Here is a 16,546-nt window from a genome sequence, read left to right on the forward strand (position 1 = left end):
CCTATCGAAACGATCTATGGCAATCTTGTCGGATTAAAGCCTAGCCAGCTTAAACAACTGCAACGCCTCTATCATCAGCGCTTACCAGGCGATCGCCTGACGACGCCGGAATTTGCTCAACGGTTGGCTGCGATTAGCGCTGATATCAAACAGCCCTTATGTACTTACCTGAATCGTCGAGGACAGGTGATTCGAGTGGGAGTGGGAACACCAACGCAAACCAAAATCCCACCCTTGGATTTACCCCGCTATGGTGCAGAACGATTGTGTGGGATTCGCTGTATTGCCACTCAACTCAAATCCCATACCCCGCGTAACGCTGACTTAACCGCCATGGCGATTCAACGCTTAGATGCGTTAGTCCTGCTAACCGTGAGTGAGTCAGGATTTGAACGGCGGGGGGGAGGCGCAACCGGATATGTGAACGAAACCTATTTAGCCCACCTGATTCCCGTTACTCAGTCATCGAAACAAGACAACGATGGTCAACCTAGTTGGCATTTATCCCCAGCTTTAAGTTTAGATCTGTTGACTAAACAAGATTTCTTTGATTTAGTTGAAGGACTCGAAGCTGAATTCCGCCGCGAATTTATCGCCCAACACGTCGATGTTGATCAAGATCGGGTGTTGATTGTCGGGTTAATGACAGGCAATATGAATAAGGGGCAGTTTGAAGACGGGTTAGCCGAAATTGCCCGACTGGTGCAAACCGCCGGAGGGGAAGTATTACAGACATTACGACAAAGGCGATCGCAACCCCATCCTCAAACCGTTGTCGGCGCGGGAAAAGTGCAGGAAATTGCCTTAACGGTGCAGACATTAGGGACGAATCTGGTTGTATTTGACCGCGACTTATCCCCCGCCCAAGTTCGTAACCTTGAAGCCCAAACCGGGGTACGAGTCGTTGATCGCACGGAAGTCATCTTAGACATTTTCGCTCAACGCGCCCAATCTCGTGCTGGGAAATTACAAGTCGAATTAGCCCAATTAGAATACATGCTGCCGCGCCTCACGGGTCGAGGTCAAGCCATGTCCCGATTAGGCGGTGGAATTGGAACTCGTGGTCCAGGGGAAACTAAACTGGAAACCGAACGCCGTGCGATTCAGCGCCGAATTGCCCGATTGCAACAAGAGGTGAATCAGTTGCAGGCACATCGATCGCGGATGCGACAACGACGCCAAAAACAAGATGTGCCAACGATTTCTGTTGTGGGTTATACAAATGCGGGTAAATCGACGTTGTTAAATACATTAACGAATGCCGAAGTTTACACCGCTGATCAATTGTTTGCCACCCTTGACCCCACTACCCGACGTTTACCGATTACTTATGCGGAGACTGGGGAATCGATTACGGTTTTGCTAACCGATACCGTGGGATTCATTCACGAATTACCACCCCCCCTCGTCGATTCCTTCCGCGCCACGTTGGAAGAGGTGACAGAAGCCGATGCGTTAATTCATCTGGTGGATTTATCCCATCCGGCTTGGCAAAATCATATTCGTTCAGTCATGTCCATTTTGGCAGACATGCCCGTGACACCCGGACCGATTCTAGTGGTGTTTAACAAGATTGACGACGTAGACAGTGATACCCTAGTTTTAGCCCAAGAGGAATTTCCCCAAGGGGTATTTGTTTCGGCTAGCAAAAGGTTAGGATTAGAAACCCTGCGGCAAAAAATAGCCCAGTTAGTGGATTATGCGATCGCACCGCAAATGTAGATGGGGAGATGGGGAGATGGGGAAGATGAGGGAGAAGATTTGCAATCAACAAATGACGAATGACACAATATAATTTTACAATTATCGGTGGCGGAATAGTTGGCTTGTCTACGGCTTTAGCAATCGGACAACGCTACCCTGACTGTAAGATTTTAGTCCTGGAAAAAGAGAACTGTTGGGCATATCATCAGACGGGCAATAATAGCGGGGTCATTCATTCGGGGATTTATTATAAACCGGGCAGTTTTAAAGCCAAGTTTGCCCGTGAAGGGAATCTGTCTATGGTCAGATTTTGTCAGGAACATGGGATTCCTCATGATGTTTGTGGCAAAGTGATTGTGGCGACAGAATCTGAGGAATTACCGTTGCTGGATAGTCTCTATCAACGGGGATTAAAGAATGGGTTAACGGTGAAGCGAATTAGTCCGGAAGAGGTGGCAGAAATTGAACCTTATGTGCGTTCTGTTGGTGGAATTCGGGTGGCGGCGACGGGGATTGTCGATTATCGGCAAGTGTGTGAAAAGTATGTGGAATTAATTAGCGCCCAAGGGGGAGAACTGCGATTAAATACCACGGTGCAAAATCTGCGGGAAACGTCTGACGGTTTAGTTGTCGAAACCAATCAAGGAGAATTTGAGACGCGGATGGCGATTAACTGTGCTGGATTGCAGAGCGATCGCGTGGTGAAATTGGGTCAGATGCAGCCTCCCGCTAAGATTATACCGTTTCGGGGGGAATATTACGAACTGAAGCCGGAAAAGCGATATTTAGTCAAGCATCTGATTTATCCGGTTCCGAATCCGAATTTCCCCTTCTTAGGGGTTCATTTTACCCGCATGATTGATGGTGGGATTCATGCAGGTCCAAATGCGGTGCTGAGTTTTAAGCGAGAAGGGTATAAAAAGACGGATTTTGACTGGGGAGATTTTGTGGAAATTATTACGTTTCCAGGGTGTTGGAAATTGGCACAAAGCTATTGGCAAATTGGCGTGGAGGAAATCATTCGTTCCTTTAGTAAAGCGGCATTTGTTCGCAGTTTGCAACGGCTGATTCCGGAGATTAAAGCTGATGATTTAAGACCGACTCATGCAGGCGTTCGCGCCCAAGCCTTGATGGAGAATGGTCAATTAGTGGATGATTTTCTGATTGTCGAAGGACATAAAACTCTGCATGTCTGTAATGCGCCTTCTCCTGCGGCTACCGCTTCCCTAGAAATTGGACGTGCGATCGCGGATCGAGTAGAGACGTTGCATGCAACGTCTCTACAATTGTAGGGGCGACCCGCCGCATACAATTAACAACACCCAACCCTGAATCGACTCGGGTCGCCCCCCGCTAGGTATTGGGAATTACATATTTGACACTGCTTACCTTTGGACAAGGGCGAGTCGAGATAGGTTAATTCTCACACCGCCTACGATGTGCAGCGAGGAGCCCCTACAGAAGAAAACCTAAGACAATCTAGGGCTAAAGCCCTGACTACGAACGAAGGAACGAAATAATTTCTTATGTTACTACATACCGCTGAATAAAATGTTCTAGGGATTCCATCTGCAAATTGTAGACCGACTCAATCTCTGCAATTTGTTCTGTCGTACAGAAGAACTCATTTGTGATTAAGGTTCGTAGCGTATTTAACCCACTACTGACACTGGGATTAACAAATTCTAATGCCGTTTTTACCCCATCAAAGACAAATAAGGGCGGATTGATAATAATGGGTTCTCGATTAAACACACGACCAAAAATCTGAGGGATATCTTCCCGTTTGAGAATATCGGGTCCCCCTACCGGAAAAATTTGATTGTGTGCGGCTTCAATGCTAATCGAATCAACGGCAATTTTTGCTAAATCATCGGTACTCACAATAGACGAGCGATGTTTGGGATTCCCGTTGAGCAAATAAACCCCCGTTTCCCGAAATCGCTCCGCTAGTGGTAAAAGATTGGAGGCAAAACCAGAGGGGCGAAGAATCGTATAGGTGATATCACTCCCTTGTAAATACTTTTCTGTGGCTCGTTTCGCCTTAAACACGGGTGCATTTTCATACTCTCGTTCTGCACCTAATACAGAAATATAGACAAACTGCTTCATTCCCAGCACTTTTGCCTGATCAATCAGTTCTCGATTGGCTCGATAATCGATGGCTTGAGCATCACCTGCGGAACCATGGGTGCTAATAATATAATCCACTCCCTGACAGGCTTTTTCGATGTCTCTATCATCGCTCAAATCACCAACAAATATCTCCGCGCCTCGGTTTTCTAATTCCTTGTAATTTGAGGATAACCGAACAAATGCCCGCACGGGTAATTCCTGTTCCCGTAACACCCGGACAATCCGGCGTCCTAATCCTCCCGTAGCACCTGTTACTAAATACATAAAAAGTTCCTCATTTACTGCGTTAACATAAAGGGCAATCCTCTGTAGGGGCGGCTTTTACCACTATCTTTTCAATTGCACTTTGATGTGACTAAACCCGCCCTGTTTCTGGAGTTATAGCAACCGCCATAGCGGTTAGGACACATCATTTATGTAGAGACGCGCCATGGCGCGTCTCTACAATGGTGCTCTCCCCAGCCAGCCCTCACCCCCAGCCCCTCTCCCAAGCTTGGGAGAGGGGAGCAAGAAGGGAGCAAGAGGGGAGCAAGAGGGAAGCAAGAGAATCCAGTTCCCTTTCTCCCGTGCAACAAAAGCGAAGCATATCTTAACTCGAATGGCACTGAAATAAGTATTAGGAAATTGCCGAAACTTTTGATATTCAGTAGGGTGGGTTGAGCGAAGTCGAAACCCACCCGCTTTAAGTCAGTGCCGTTCATCTTAACTCTCAAATTCAACAATCACTGGTGCATGATCGCTAGGTTTCTCTAGTTTTCTAGGTTCTACATCAATCCTACAACGGGTTGCCGCTTCATACAGCTTAGGGGTCAGATAATGATGGTCAATTCGCCAACCTCGGTTACGGCTAAACCCGCCATGGCGATAATCCCACCAGCTAAAATGACCCCCATCTTGAGTAAACTTGCGAAACGCATCTCCTAAGCCTAGCGCTAACACCTCCTCTAAGGCTTGGCGTTCTGCTGGCGATGCCATGATATGCTTGTCTTTATTCTTGGGATTATGAATATCTCGGTCATCGGGAGCAATGTTAAAATCGCCACAGATACAGAGTTCATGAGGTTGAGTCTCTAAGAGCGATCGCACATATTCCTTTAACAGCTTTAACCAGCTTAGTTTATATTCATACTTCTCACTTCCCACCTCAGCACCATTGGGAACATAGAGATTAATAATCCGAACGCCATCTAGAATCCCGGTAATCAGCCGCTTTTGCCCGTCTAATTCCCCCACCTCCTCCGGTGTTAACACGCCTGTAAACCCCACAGTCACCGCTTCTAAAGGTTTACGGCTAAACAGTGCCACACCATTATAGGATTTTTGCCCCGACACATAGAGATGATAGCCTAAGTCTTCAAAGCGCGATCGCGGAAATTGCTCATCCACCACCTTGGTTTCCTGCAAACACAGCACATCCACAGGATTTGCGGTTAACCACTGACAGACATGATCTTGGCGGGTGCGAATTGAGTTGACATTCCAGGTAGCGATTTTCATATTAATTCTATAATCTGTTCAATTTTACGGCTTTTGTCTCTCCTTGACAGACCCAAGCGCCCCAAAAGTAAGGATGGGCGAGGGCTTGAGCGGTGGGATGTAATTGTCGAGTTTGGGGTAATTCTTTCTCTAATTCCGCTAAGATGCTACACCCTAATTCAGATTCCTGTAACTGTTTAACCATAATGGTGCGAATATAATCTTGAGCCTCTTTTAATGCTACACGTCGCCCGATACCCTGACGCAGATTGGATAAGAAGCGATTCATCAACAAGGCGGTAGCGCGATCGGGAACTGACCAAAGGCTCATGATTAAGGTTTTGGTTCCGGCTATGGCAAAGGCGCGACGCAAGCCGAAAACGCCCTCACCCAGTTTGACATCCCCGATTCCAGTTTGGCAGGCGGAGAGGATGGCGAGTTCGGTTTCCCACAGATCAAGGGCGGCGATGTCTTGGGCGAATACCATGCCTTTTTCGGCGGCGTCGGGTAAGGGTTTGCCCTCTAGCCAACGGTTCGCACCTGCAAAGGCGAGGGCGGAACGTAACATTGGGTCTTCGGGATGGGAGGTTGAGGGGGTTTGGATTGATTTGGAGAAATAGCCGTGGGTGGCGATTAATAGGAGTTCTGGGGATTGGCATTGGGTGAGGTGAGAGGCGAGGGCGTCTTTGCCAAAGTAGGGGGAGATGTTGAAGCGTTGGGCGATGCTTTCTCCTAGGTGACGGGTGCCTTCGGCGCGTTGGAATGAGAAATTGGCTAGGGTTTGCAGGAGAGTGGCGATTGAGTTCTGTTCATTAGGGAAGACAGAGGGCGGGTTTTGTTGAGAGGTTGGCGGTGTTGAGGCTATGTTATCGGCTAAACCCGCCCCTACAGGTGTTTCGATGGCTATGTTATCGGTTAAACCCGCTTCTACAGGTGCTACGAGGTCAAAATCGGGGTCAGCAATAATTAAGGGGGGAGAGGATGGGCGATTGGTTTGAATTTTAGAGCGCAAGATATCTCGCCCACCGCTAAGATAACTGATGGCGTACTCGTCTCTGAGTAGGGTTTCTCCTGTCTCATCACTGGGGAGAAGGTCAAAGGGTAACAGGTTTAAATCCCCATCGGGGGCGAGGAATAGGGGTTGGTTAGGCTGCAAGTCGGGGCGAAGGGGGGCAAAAATCCGATGCTGTAATTCTATGCCGTTGATGGGTTGGGGTTGTTCGTCCGCTTCGTCTTCCTCGTCATCTCCTCCCATGTCTAGAGATTGCACCGCCTTTACCTGATCAGAGACATCGTGGCGAAAGTCCTGTATTAGTTGGTTAATTTCTTGGGCTGCGCCTAAGTATCGCATCTGCACGTTATCGGGTTGTCCGGCGGGTAGGATAAATGCTAAATAACGGGCGGGTTTAATGTGAGAAGCGTGAAAATCAAAGACATCAAAACAGACAAACTCGATTAAACTGCTACCTTCAGGTAGTGCTAAGGCGACGGTGTGACAGTCAATTGGTTGGTCTTGCAGTTGAATTTCTGGGACTTGGGCGGTCAGTTGTTTCTGTAGTTGGTTCTGTTCCCTTTGCAGTTGGGGAATTAGATCTGGTCGAGGTTCGTGATAAAAATAGTGGATAATCTGGTCGCTGAGTTGTCGCAGTTTGGTGAACTCCGATTGCAGATGGGGATAACGTCCGCTATGGATGGCTTGATTGAGGGCGGCGGAAGCGGTGGCGGTGAGGCATTTGCGCTGGAGGATTAAATCGAGTGCGGTTTGGATGGCGTGGGGAGAGTTGGGGAAATGCTGGTAGATAAGGGAGAGGAATACATCAAAATTATGTCTGATTTGTTGGAGAAAGGCAAGGCGATCGCTTTCACAACTGTAGGTAAAAGCTTGGTGAATCAGACGGTTCTCGATTGCCATTGCTTGTTTCATGTAGTTTAGTGCTTGATCATAGCGATGGGTGGCTGCGAATAATACAGCTAAATTATTCAGACTTAATGCTACATGAGGATGATCACCAGCAAACAGGCGCTGAAACATTGCCAGGGCTTGCTGATACAAGGGTTCGGCTTCCCCTAGTTTTCCCTGGGATTGGTAGAGTCCGCCTAAATTATTCAGACTTAATCCGACATGAGGATGGTTATCGGCAAACAGACGCTGAAACATTGCTAGGGCTTGCTGTAACAAGGGTTCGACTTCCCCTAGTTTTCCCTGGGATTGGTAGAGTTCGCCTAAATTATTCAGACTGGAAGCAACATCAGGATGATCATCGGAAAACAGGCGCTGAAACATTTCCATGGCTTGTTGATACAAGGGTTCGGCTTCAGCTAGTTTTCCCTGGGATTGGTAGAGTCCGCCTAAATTATTCAGACTGGAAGCAACATCAGGATGATCATCGGAAAACAGGCGCTGAAACATTTCCATGGCTTGCTGTAACAAGGGTTCGGCTTCAGCTAGTTTTCCCTGGGATTGGTAGAGTCCGCCTAAATTATTCAGACTCGTAGCAACATCAGGATGATCATCGGAAAACAGGCGCTGAAACATTTCCATGGCTTGCTGTAACAAGGGTTCGGCTTCAGCTAGTTTTCCCTGGGATTGGTAGAGTAAACCTAAATTATTCAGACTCGTAGCCACATCAGGATGATCATCGGAAAACAGGCGCTGTCTCATTGCTAAGGTTTGTTGATACAAGGGTTCGGCTTCAGCTAGTTTTCCCTGGGATTGGTAGAGTAAACCTAAATTATTCAGACTTGATGCCACATCAGGATGGTCTCCAGCAAACAGGTACTGTCTCATTGCCAGAGCTTGCTTTAACAAAGGTTCGGCTTCGGTTAGTTTTCCCTGGGATTGGTAGAGTAAACCTAAATTATTCAGACTTAATCCGACATCAGGATGGTCATTAGCAAACAGGCGCTGTCTCATTGCCAGGGCTTGCTTTAACAAAGGTTCGGCTTCGGTTAGTTTTCCCTGGGATTCGTAGAGTCCGCCTAAATTATTCAGACTGGACGCGACATCAGGATGGTCATGGGCAAACAAGCGCTGTCTCATTTCCATGGCTCGCTGATATAAGGGTTCGGCTTCCGGTAATCTTCCCTGAAAATGGTAGAGTAAGCCTAAATTATTCAGACTGGAAGCCACATCAGGATGGTCATGGGCAAACAAGCGCTGTCTCATTGCCAAAGCTTGCTGATACAAGGGTTCGGCTTCCCCTAGTCTTCTTTTGCTTCGGTAAAGTTCGGCTAAATTATTTAGACTGGAAGCGATATGAGGATGGTCATTTCCCCACAGTTGTTGGGCTAACACCAATGCCGCTTCAGCTAAACTGACGGCTTGAGTATATTGACTTTGATTATAGAGTTGGATAACTTGCTGATTAAGCTGTTGCCATGACTCTATTGGTTTTGCTAACTTGGCAGCAAACTCTCGTAACCACTCTCCATTTGTATTTCCCTCTTTTACCATTTCCTCCGCTACCCATTCCATCATTCTCACTAACCCCTCATCTACTAAATTAGAGTGATGGTGCAATATCTCCACTTGCTTGCCATTGGGACAATTTAGGAGTGTTTGAATTAGCTTTAAATAGTCTTGAATTCGTTGTTCGTTCATGGTTAATAATTGTGTAGGGGCGCAAGGCTTGCGCCCTGTTTTCAGATGTGTTCGCGAAGGGTAACGTATCCTTAGTAAAGGCTTTGGTTGGTTACGGCGGATTGTTCCGTTTAAGGTTATGTGCCATCATTTTGTTCCCGCCTAACCCACCCTACAGAGACTACGCATATTCTTAGAATAAATTGGCATTGTTGGGGCGTGTGGGAGCGTGATTATCGAGGCACGTAGGGGCGCACCGACGTGCGCCCAGTCAGACGTGCGCCCTTTTCCACACCAATAGCCTCAAAATCTCATCTGACTTTTCACGGGAAGTCTAGAAAACGGTGTAGAGACGTGCCATGGCGCGTCTGGGCGGGTTTAGTCACATCCGGGTGTCACCGAAAAGATAGTAGTGAAACCCGCCCCTACACAATCAACATTCACGTTGCGCCACATACCGTGAAAGTTAGAAAGTCCCACCCGTGAGTCTCCGAGTCTCGCGAATGACGCTCTGAGCCTCGTCAATGACGCTTATAGCGTGGGTAAAGGACGCTCTAAGCCTCGCCAATGACGCTTATAGCGTGAGTGAAGGACACTCTGAGCCTCGTGAACGACGCTCTAAGCGTAGGTGAATGACGCTCTGAGCCTCGCCAACGACGCTTATAGCGTGGGTAAAGGACGCTCTGAGCCTCGCCAACGACGCTTATAGCGTGGGTAAAGGACGCTCTGAGCCTCGCCAATGACGCTTATAGCGTGGGTAAAGGACGCTCTGAGCCTCGTGAACGACGCTTTGAGCCTCACCGATACAATTCCTCAACCACCCCAACCTCAATTACTTCGTCACCTGATACGCCATCTGCCACAATTGACAGTCGCGGTCATCCTTTAAATAGTCTAATAACCCGGTTAAATGCCCTTCCTGCAATTGTAATAAAGGTTCACCCGGTTTCGGTAGTAGAGACGCGCCATGGCGCGTCTCTACCTTTGGTAAATTGGGGGTAATGACTGCGACGATTTCCTCCCAACCTGTCGAACCTGTTAACTTAAAATACCGATGACGGGAACTGGCTAAGGGTAACGTTACCGTTCCTCCTGAATGTCGCCATTTTGGTGCAAATCCAGAGGGACATAAACACCAGAGTTTCCCTGATGTGCCTTTTTCTAATAGGAGTAAATAGCCCGCCTGTTCCAGATTGATGTCTAAGCGAATTTTACTGTTTAACGGAATCGATATTGGGGCAGTTTCGTCAATTTCCGCTTCTCCCATCTCTAACCCTAACAACTTCGGCTTTAATAAGACAGGCTGCAATTTATCATTCAGCAAAATTGGTCGCATTTTATCCGTTGGCGTCGCTTGTCCCCAAAGTTCCTGCCAAAGTTGCTCACAGGTGAGAGGAATGAGACGGCGCTGTTTCACCCAATCTGGATACAAAACCTCGCGCAAATAGCGCTTGGCTATTTTCCACTTCCCCTTAGTGCTTCCCTGGTAGTCGCAGCCTTCGGCTTCAAACTTGTCACAAATAGCGATTAAATGGTCGCGGAGAATGGTGGCTGGATTTGAGCCATCACGGGTTCCTTCTAGTAATTCAGCTTCTAGATAAAAGGCGATATCTTTATTCGTAGCATTACTATTTTTATCCTGGAAACGGGCGAGAAATACATCCCAGGTTTTACCAGATAAGCCGAGGCGAGTGGCGATGGCTTTGAGGAATTCGTCCTCATGGATGTCATAATTCGGTAGGTTCATGATTGTCACCGATTCTGTGGCTTTACCCCGATTATAAATAGGGGAAATTGAACTGGAAACCCTGGTTCTACTTCGATCTACATTCTTCTATTTCCGGAACGGTTAACATGTAGAGACGTTGCATGCAACGTCTCTACATGGGTTGGTGAAGGGGGAAGGGTTTGTGGGTGGAATTGGTTTTAGAGACACGGGTTGGGGTGACGGCGAGACTTGTAACAGGCTAAAGCCCGTACTACGAACTACGAACTAGGAACGGGTTCCCCTTCTCCCTTGATGGGAGAAGGGGTTAGGGGATGAGGGTGAACCCAGTTTTATCAATCTATTTTAGTCTACTTTTTTCCACACTATTGCCAGCATTTCAGGTCTAGAGTAGAGGAAATAACTAGAAAGGACAACACCATGAAAACGACAAACACCTCAACAATTCCGATGACAGCCAATCAACCTGACGTTTTACCCGCCAATTCCCAAACCCTTCTGGTTAATGGTGGCATAACCATTTTAGCTATCGTAGCGCTAACCTATTTCACGAAAACGTTATAGCAACCGCCATGGCTATTAGGACACATCATTTATGTAGAGACGTTGCATGCAACGTCTCTACAATGGTGCTGCCGTTGTTTGAAAATCCTGGGGATTGCGGGTGACAATCGCATCTACCTGCTGGGCAACAGCACAGGCTATTTGAACAGCATCCTCAAAGTCTACTAAGCCGGAATTGAGAGCCGTATTCAAAACTGTATAATCCACAGGGCAGACACTCAAAAGTGTTAACGTTTGAGTCAAGATTTGTCTGGCTTGTTCAAGATTTTGTGTCTGCCGTTTACAGATATAAAAAATATCCGTTGCACTGGATGCACTAATTAAACCTTCTATACGTTCGGCAGCAATTGCCTCAAAAACTTCACTAGCTAGCTGAAAAAATGGCTCCCGTTCCAGAAAGAAATCGAGAATAATGTTTGTATCCAGAAGAACTCTCACTTGAGGTACTTCTCCACTAAGCGGTCTTCTCGCATCAACTCAATATCTGTATCGGTTAGAACTGGCTGACCGGGTTTTTTCAGACAACCTCGTAGCTGATTAACAAGGGTACGACGTTCCGATTTTGATGGGTGTCTAACTTTCAACGCTTGAACTAAGGTTTCCAGCAGAACGAATTGCTCTTCAACAGATAATTGGTAAATAGCTCGCTGTAGCTCTGGTAAGGTCATAGCTGTGATTCAAGAACGTTTGTTCAAGGGGTAAGGCAACAGGCAACAGGGAATACAAATTTAAATAGGTTTTAGTAGAGACGTAGTATGCTACGCCTCTACCATCACTTACAGGACTGACGCAGCACCGCCATAAGTTGGTCAAGGTGCGTTACGCTACGCTCTCCCCACGATGGCGGACTGACACAGCTCAAATAGGACTTTGTTTGTAGTGAGAACTTTAGTTCTCTAAAGCCTAGCTGGAGAGGGCTAAAGCCCTCACTACGTACCCAATCTATTGCACCATTTTAGTTGAGTCACGCCACTACAAATCAAGGCTTTGCGTAAGTCCTAACTTAAAACAGCGTCAGGATGTAAAGCAGGGTAAACAGAATAATCCAGATGATATCGACAAAGTGCCAATAAATTTCTGCCATTTCAATGCCAACATGCTTGGTTTCACCGTAATGTCCGGGACGACGCGATCGCCACAAGACGCCGAGAATCAGTAAAACCCCCACGGTAACGTGCAAGCCGTGGAATCCGGTCATCAGATAAAAGCAGTTAGAAAACACATTAGTAGTCAGACCATACCCCAATGTGAGATATTCATACACCTGACCGCCTAAGAAAATGACGCCCATAATCGCGGTAATGATATACCACAACCGCATCCCGGAGATATTATTCTTTTTAATCGCCACATCTCCGTTATGGATGACAAAACTACTCGATACCAGAATAATCGTGTTAATCGCTGGAACTAAGAGTTCCACCTCTGTACCTTCGGGGGGCCAGGTTGCGGATACGCCTCGGTAGATTAAATATGAGGCAAACATCCCGCCAAACATCAGGGATTCAGAGGCGAGGAAGACGATTAGCCCCAAAACCCGATAATCGGGATGTTCTTCATGTGCCGCCACCGCCCCTTCAGCCGAGGGTTCTGAATTAGGCGAGACTTGATATTCGTCAATCGTTGAACCTTGCATACTATTTTCCTAACTATCGCCATCTACACGTAGAGACGCGCCATGGCGCGTCTCTACATTAACCTTACTTCGCTTCTACAGCAGGTTCCCCCGATGTCGGCGCACTGGGATTGAGACCTTTACCATTGCGACCATTCATGCCATAAGCATAAGGACCATGGGTTAATACAGGTAAGACTTCCCAATTTTCGATTTCAGGTGGTGAACTGGTTGTCCATTCCAGGGTCAAGGCATCCCAGGGATTATCACCCACCTTGGGTCCATACATCCAGCTCCAGATCAGATTAACGGCGAAGGGAACCACCGAGAACCCCAATAGAATTGCACCGAAGGTACAAAGCTGATTAATTGCCGTGAATTGGGGGTCATACATGGCAACCCGTCGGGGCATTCCTTGCAAACCCAAGGAATGCATAGGGAGGAAGGTGAGATTCGCGCCAATAAAGGTGAGAACAAAGTGAACCTTTCCCCAGGTTTCGTTGTACATGCGACCCGTAATTTTGGGGAACCAGTGATACATTCCGGCATAAAGACCAAACACGGAACCGCCAAAGAGAACATAGTGGAAGTGCGCCACAATGTAGTAGGTATCGTGGACATGAATGTCAAAGGGTGCCGTTCCCAGGGTTACGCCACTGAGTCCGCCCAAGACAAACATGCCTAACAAACCGATCGCAAACAGCATTGCCGAGGTGTAGCGGATTTTTCCCTGCCAGAGTGTCGCCACCCAGCTAAAGATTTTCACCCCCGTCGGGACTGCCACAATTAGCGTAGAGATGGTGAAGAACATCCGCATCCAGGGTGGAGTACCACTGGTAAACATGTGGTGTACCCAAACGAATAGACCGACGATACAGATGGCTAGGGATGAATAGGCGATCGCCTTATAGCCAAAGATCGGTTTACGGGCATGAACCGGAACCACTTCTGACATAATCCCGAAAATCGGCAGAATCATCAGATATACCGCCGGGTGGGAATAGAACCAGAACAGGTGCTGATACACCACCACATTCCCCCCAGCATCGGGGCGGAAGAAGCTGGTGCCGAAGTTGATATCAAATAACAGCAGGGTTAATCCAGCCGCTAACACGGGCGTGGAAAACAGGGCTAATATCGATGTGGCTAAAATCGCCCAACAGAACAAGGGCATCTGATCCCAGCGCATACTGGGAACGCGCATTTTGAAGATGGTGATGATAAAGTTCACCGAACCCAAAATTGAGGAGGTTCCCACCAAGATAATGCTGAGAATCCACATCGATTGAGCAGTATTGGCAGTAATCAGGCTCAACGGTGGGTAGGATGTCCACCCCGATTGAGCGCCGCCGAAAAAGAAACTGCCTAACAGCAGCGCCCCCGCTGGAGGAACCAGCCAAAAGGCGATCGCATTCAGTTTCGGGAATGCCATATCTCTGGCACCAATCATCAGCGGAATCAGGTAGTTACCAAACCCGCCAATTGCTGCCGGAACGACCCAGAAAAAGATCATGATCGTGCCGTGATTGGTCAGAAAAGCGTTATACAGATTGGGATCAAGTAAATCAGAATCAGGGGTATACAGTTCGGCTCGCATGGCGACTGCCATTAATCCCCCGATCAAATAAAACACGAACGAGGTAACTAGGTATTGAATGCCAATGACCTTATGGTCAACATTAAACGTGAAATAGTCATACCACTTCCATGCCGTTGGATGGGAACTGTGGGAAGTGGCTTGAGATTGAGGTGCAGTTTCGGTTTGGGTCATCAGAATTTCTTGTGACAACTAAAGCAGCCTGTCCAGATGGACAACTGGAGTGTGATGGGCTTCTGTTTAGGATTCATGCATTGAGTGTAACTGGGTTAACGTTTTTTCATCAACGCCCAACTTAGTCGTGTAGGGTTCCAGAAACTCGGACTCGGATAAATCAGCCGGGTTCACCGCAACGGTTTGATTCGGGTTTTGCTGCTGGGCAATCTGATGTTCCTCGAACCAAGCCTCATACTCCTCTTGGGTATGCACAATAAGCTGTGTCCGCATCGCACCGTGGTAACCGCCGCAGAGTTCAGCACAAACCACTGGATAGGTTCCAGGTTTTGTGGCAACAAACCGCAGTTCCGTTGGTTGACCCGGAATCGCATCTTGTTTCAGGCGGAACTGAGGCACCCAGAAGGAGTGAATCACATCTTGGGCGGAGAGATTCAGTTGCACGTCTTTGCCAACGGGAACATGGAGTTCACCAGCAACCACACCACTATCGGCATAGTTAAAGATCCAAGCAAACTGCAACCCAGTGACATTCACCACCAAGTCAGCCGCCTGTCCTTCCCGTTGTGGGGCTGCGCCAAAGCCGTATTTAGCGCCCTTGGATGCTGCTGCTTCATCGGACTCCATCCCCTCCGCATCAGCCACTAAAGGGGCTGCGATCGCACTTCCGGGCATACTTGCAATATGGGCTGGGGTATCAGCTTTAGCCACCAAGTGATGCGCGGGTTCAAAACCGCCCATATCTCGATAAACTTCGACGCTGTAGATCCCTAGTCCAATCACGATAATGGCAGGAATGGCTGTCCAAAAGGCTTCTAAGGGCAAATTACCGATGATGGGTTCAGCATCCGTATCATCCCCCTCGCGTCGCCGAAATCGAATCATGGCAATCACAATCGCCCCTTCGACGACCAAAAACAGGGCGGTGCCGATAGTCATCATCACGTCAAAAAAGTCATCGACTAACGGCGCTTGTTCTGATGCCTGTTCTGGCATCAAGCCGTGGTTTTGACCAACCCACAAACTGACCAGGGTGATAACGACACCGGCGGTCAGCGTGATAATAGTAGTTGGTACTTTTTCGTTTTCCATAGCTTATCTCCTCGGCAGCAGCAGAGCTCCACCCAGGTTGGGTGAAGTCGCTGTCTGATTCTATCTTGACTATCATCGATCCTAATTCACATTTCGTTATCTGATAGCGATGGTGAAAACCCCCGCGTTTTAACCGGGGGATGAAACCGAGCGAGGCGTCCAGCATAGCCGCTTTAGCTGCGAGTCTTGACAAACGTCCGGACGATAATTAACTAATAGCGTACAATAGGGTAAGGAGGTGATTAATGTGTTTAATCTGACCTACGAATTTAAGCTTAAGCCCACAAAAAATCAGGTAGCCATCTTTGAGGATTGGTTAGAGCAAAACCGTCGTGTGTATAACTACGCATTAGGTGAGCGTAAAGATTGGTTTAAGTCTCGTAGTTGTCAGATTAACGCCTGTTCGCTCCGGTCTGAATACATCATTTCGGCTGATACCCCTAGACCCACCTATAATCGGCAAGCAGTCGCCTTAACCGCATACCGGAAAACAAGTTCCAACCTAAAGCGGGTACACTCACAGGTACTCCAACAAACACTTAAGCGGCTAGAGAAAGCGTTTGTCAGTATGTGGGAAGGTGGACACGGGTTCCCACGGTTCAAAAAAGTTGGGACAATGCGGTCATTTGTGTTTCCTCAGTTAGGAGTTGAACCAATCCAAGAGAACGCGGTTAAACTACCCATGATTGGGTTGGTTAAATTCAACCAATCGCGCCCAATACCAGAGGGAGCAATCATCAAACAAGCCCGTGTAGTTAAACGTGCATCAGGCTGGTACGTCATGTTAACCCTACACTTCGACTTCGCTCAGTGGGATCTAGATGTGCCTCAGCCAATGCCCCACGGTGAAGCCATAGGCATAGATGTAGGTATCAGTCATTT

13 protein-coding genes are annotated in these 16,546 nt (G+C 47.8%); 4 read left to right on the top strand and 9 right to left on the bottom strand.

The window, feature by feature from the left end:
- The first annotated feature begins 3 nt into the window (after positions 1 to 3).
- On the top strand, positions 4 to 1,722 hold the full coding sequence (hflX, locus tag MC7420_RS18935) for a GTPase HflX (RefSeq protein ID WP_071777235.1): 1,719 nt from the start codon (positions 4 to 6) through the stop codon (positions 1,720 to 1,722).
- A gap of 59 nt (positions 1,723 to 1,781) precedes the next feature.
- Positions 1,782 to 2,996 carry an L-2-hydroxyglutarate oxidase gene (gene lhgO, locus MC7420_RS18940; protein ID WP_006102202.1) on the top strand — a complete coding sequence of 405 codons (1,215 nt, stop codon included), beginning with the start codon at positions 1,782 to 1,784 and terminating at the stop codon, positions 2,994 to 2,996.
- A gap of 232 nt (positions 2,997 to 3,228) precedes the next feature.
- Here the strand turns inward: lhgO and MC7420_RS18945 are convergent, their stop codons facing one another.
- The 4 genes from MC7420_RS18945 to MC7420_RS18960 all read right to left on the bottom strand — a co-directional run bounded on the left by MC7420_RS18945 (position 3,229) and on the right by MC7420_RS18960 (position 10,643).
- A complete protein-coding gene (locus MC7420_RS18945) occupies positions 3,229 to 4,104 on the bottom strand; it encodes an SDR family oxidoreductase (protein WP_006102266.1) in 876 nt (291 codons plus the stop codon).
- Positions 4,105 to 4,542: 438 nt separating this feature from the next.
- Positions 4,543 to 5,337: an exodeoxyribonuclease III gene (gene xth, locus MC7420_RS18950; RefSeq protein ID WP_006102129.1), complete on the bottom strand. Its 795-nt coding sequence runs from the start codon at positions 5,335 to 5,337 to the stop codon at positions 4,543 to 4,545.
- A 7-nt stretch (positions 5,338 to 5,344) separates the two neighbouring features.
- Positions 5,345 to 8,917, bottom strand: coding sequence for a tetratricopeptide repeat protein (locus MC7420_RS18955; protein ID WP_006102223.1), 3,573 nt, complete (start codon positions 8,915 to 8,917; stop codon positions 5,345 to 5,347).
- Between the two features lie 811 nt (positions 8,918 to 9,728).
- Positions 9,729 to 10,643, bottom strand: coding sequence for a DUF4384 domain-containing protein (locus MC7420_RS18960; RefSeq protein WP_006102222.1), 915 nt, complete (start codon positions 10,641 to 10,643; stop codon positions 9,729 to 9,731).
- A gap of 399 nt (positions 10,644 to 11,042) precedes the next feature.
- On the opposite strand from MC7420_RS18960, the gene MC7420_RS39980 reads away from it, so the two are divergent.
- Positions 11,043 to 11,186, top strand: coding sequence for a hypothetical protein (locus MC7420_RS39980; RefSeq protein ID WP_006102216.1), 144 nt, complete (start codon positions 11,043 to 11,045; stop codon positions 11,184 to 11,186).
- A gap of 57 nt (positions 11,187 to 11,243) precedes the next feature.
- On the opposite strand, the gene MC7420_RS18965 is transcribed toward MC7420_RS39980, so the two are convergent.
- The 5 genes from MC7420_RS18965 to MC7420_RS18985 form a co-directional block, all read right to left on the bottom strand.
- Positions 11,244 to 11,624 (bottom strand): PIN domain-containing protein, encoded by a 381-nt coding sequence (locus MC7420_RS18965; protein ID WP_006102158.1) that lies wholly within the window; start codon positions 11,622 to 11,624, stop codon positions 11,244 to 11,246.
- A complete protein-coding gene (locus MC7420_RS18970) occupies positions 11,621 to 11,854 on the bottom strand; it encodes a hypothetical protein (protein ID WP_044208174.1) in 234 nt (77 codons plus the stop codon). The genes MC7420_RS18965 and MC7420_RS18970 overlap by 4 nt, the downstream gene beginning before the upstream one ends.
- A 335-nt stretch (positions 11,855 to 12,189) precedes the next feature.
- On the bottom strand, positions 12,190 to 12,822 hold the full coding sequence (locus tag MC7420_RS18975; protein WP_006102325.1) for a cytochrome c oxidase subunit 3: 633 nt from the start codon (positions 12,820 to 12,822) through the stop codon (positions 12,190 to 12,192).
- Between the two features lie 64 nt (positions 12,823 to 12,886).
- Positions 12,887 to 14,572 carry a cytochrome c oxidase subunit I gene (ctaD, locus tag MC7420_RS18980; RefSeq protein ID WP_006102279.1) on the bottom strand — a complete coding sequence of 562 codons (1,686 nt, stop codon included), beginning with the start codon at positions 14,570 to 14,572 and terminating at the stop codon, positions 12,887 to 12,889.
- A gap of 66 nt (positions 14,573 to 14,638) precedes the next feature.
- The gene (locus MC7420_RS18985; protein WP_006102252.1) at positions 14,639 to 15,664 is read right to left on the bottom strand and encodes a cytochrome c oxidase subunit II; all 1,026 of its coding nucleotides are present in this window, start codon (positions 15,662 to 15,664) and stop codon (positions 14,639 to 14,641) included.
- Positions 15,665 to 15,911: 247 nt separating this feature from the next.
- Between MC7420_RS18985 and MC7420_RS18990 the strand changes: the two genes are divergently transcribed.
- Positions 15,912 to 16,546, top strand: a 635-nt coding sequence (locus tag MC7420_RS18990) for an RNA-guided endonuclease InsQ/TnpB family protein (protein WP_044208272.1), incomplete at its 3' end; no start/stop codon positions are given.

The organism is Coleofasciculus chthonoplastes PCC 7420 (genome assembly GCF_000155555.1).
Lineage (GTDB): Bacteria > Cyanobacteriota > Cyanobacteriia > Cyanobacteriales > Coleofasciculaceae > Coleofasciculus > Coleofasciculus chthonoplastes_A.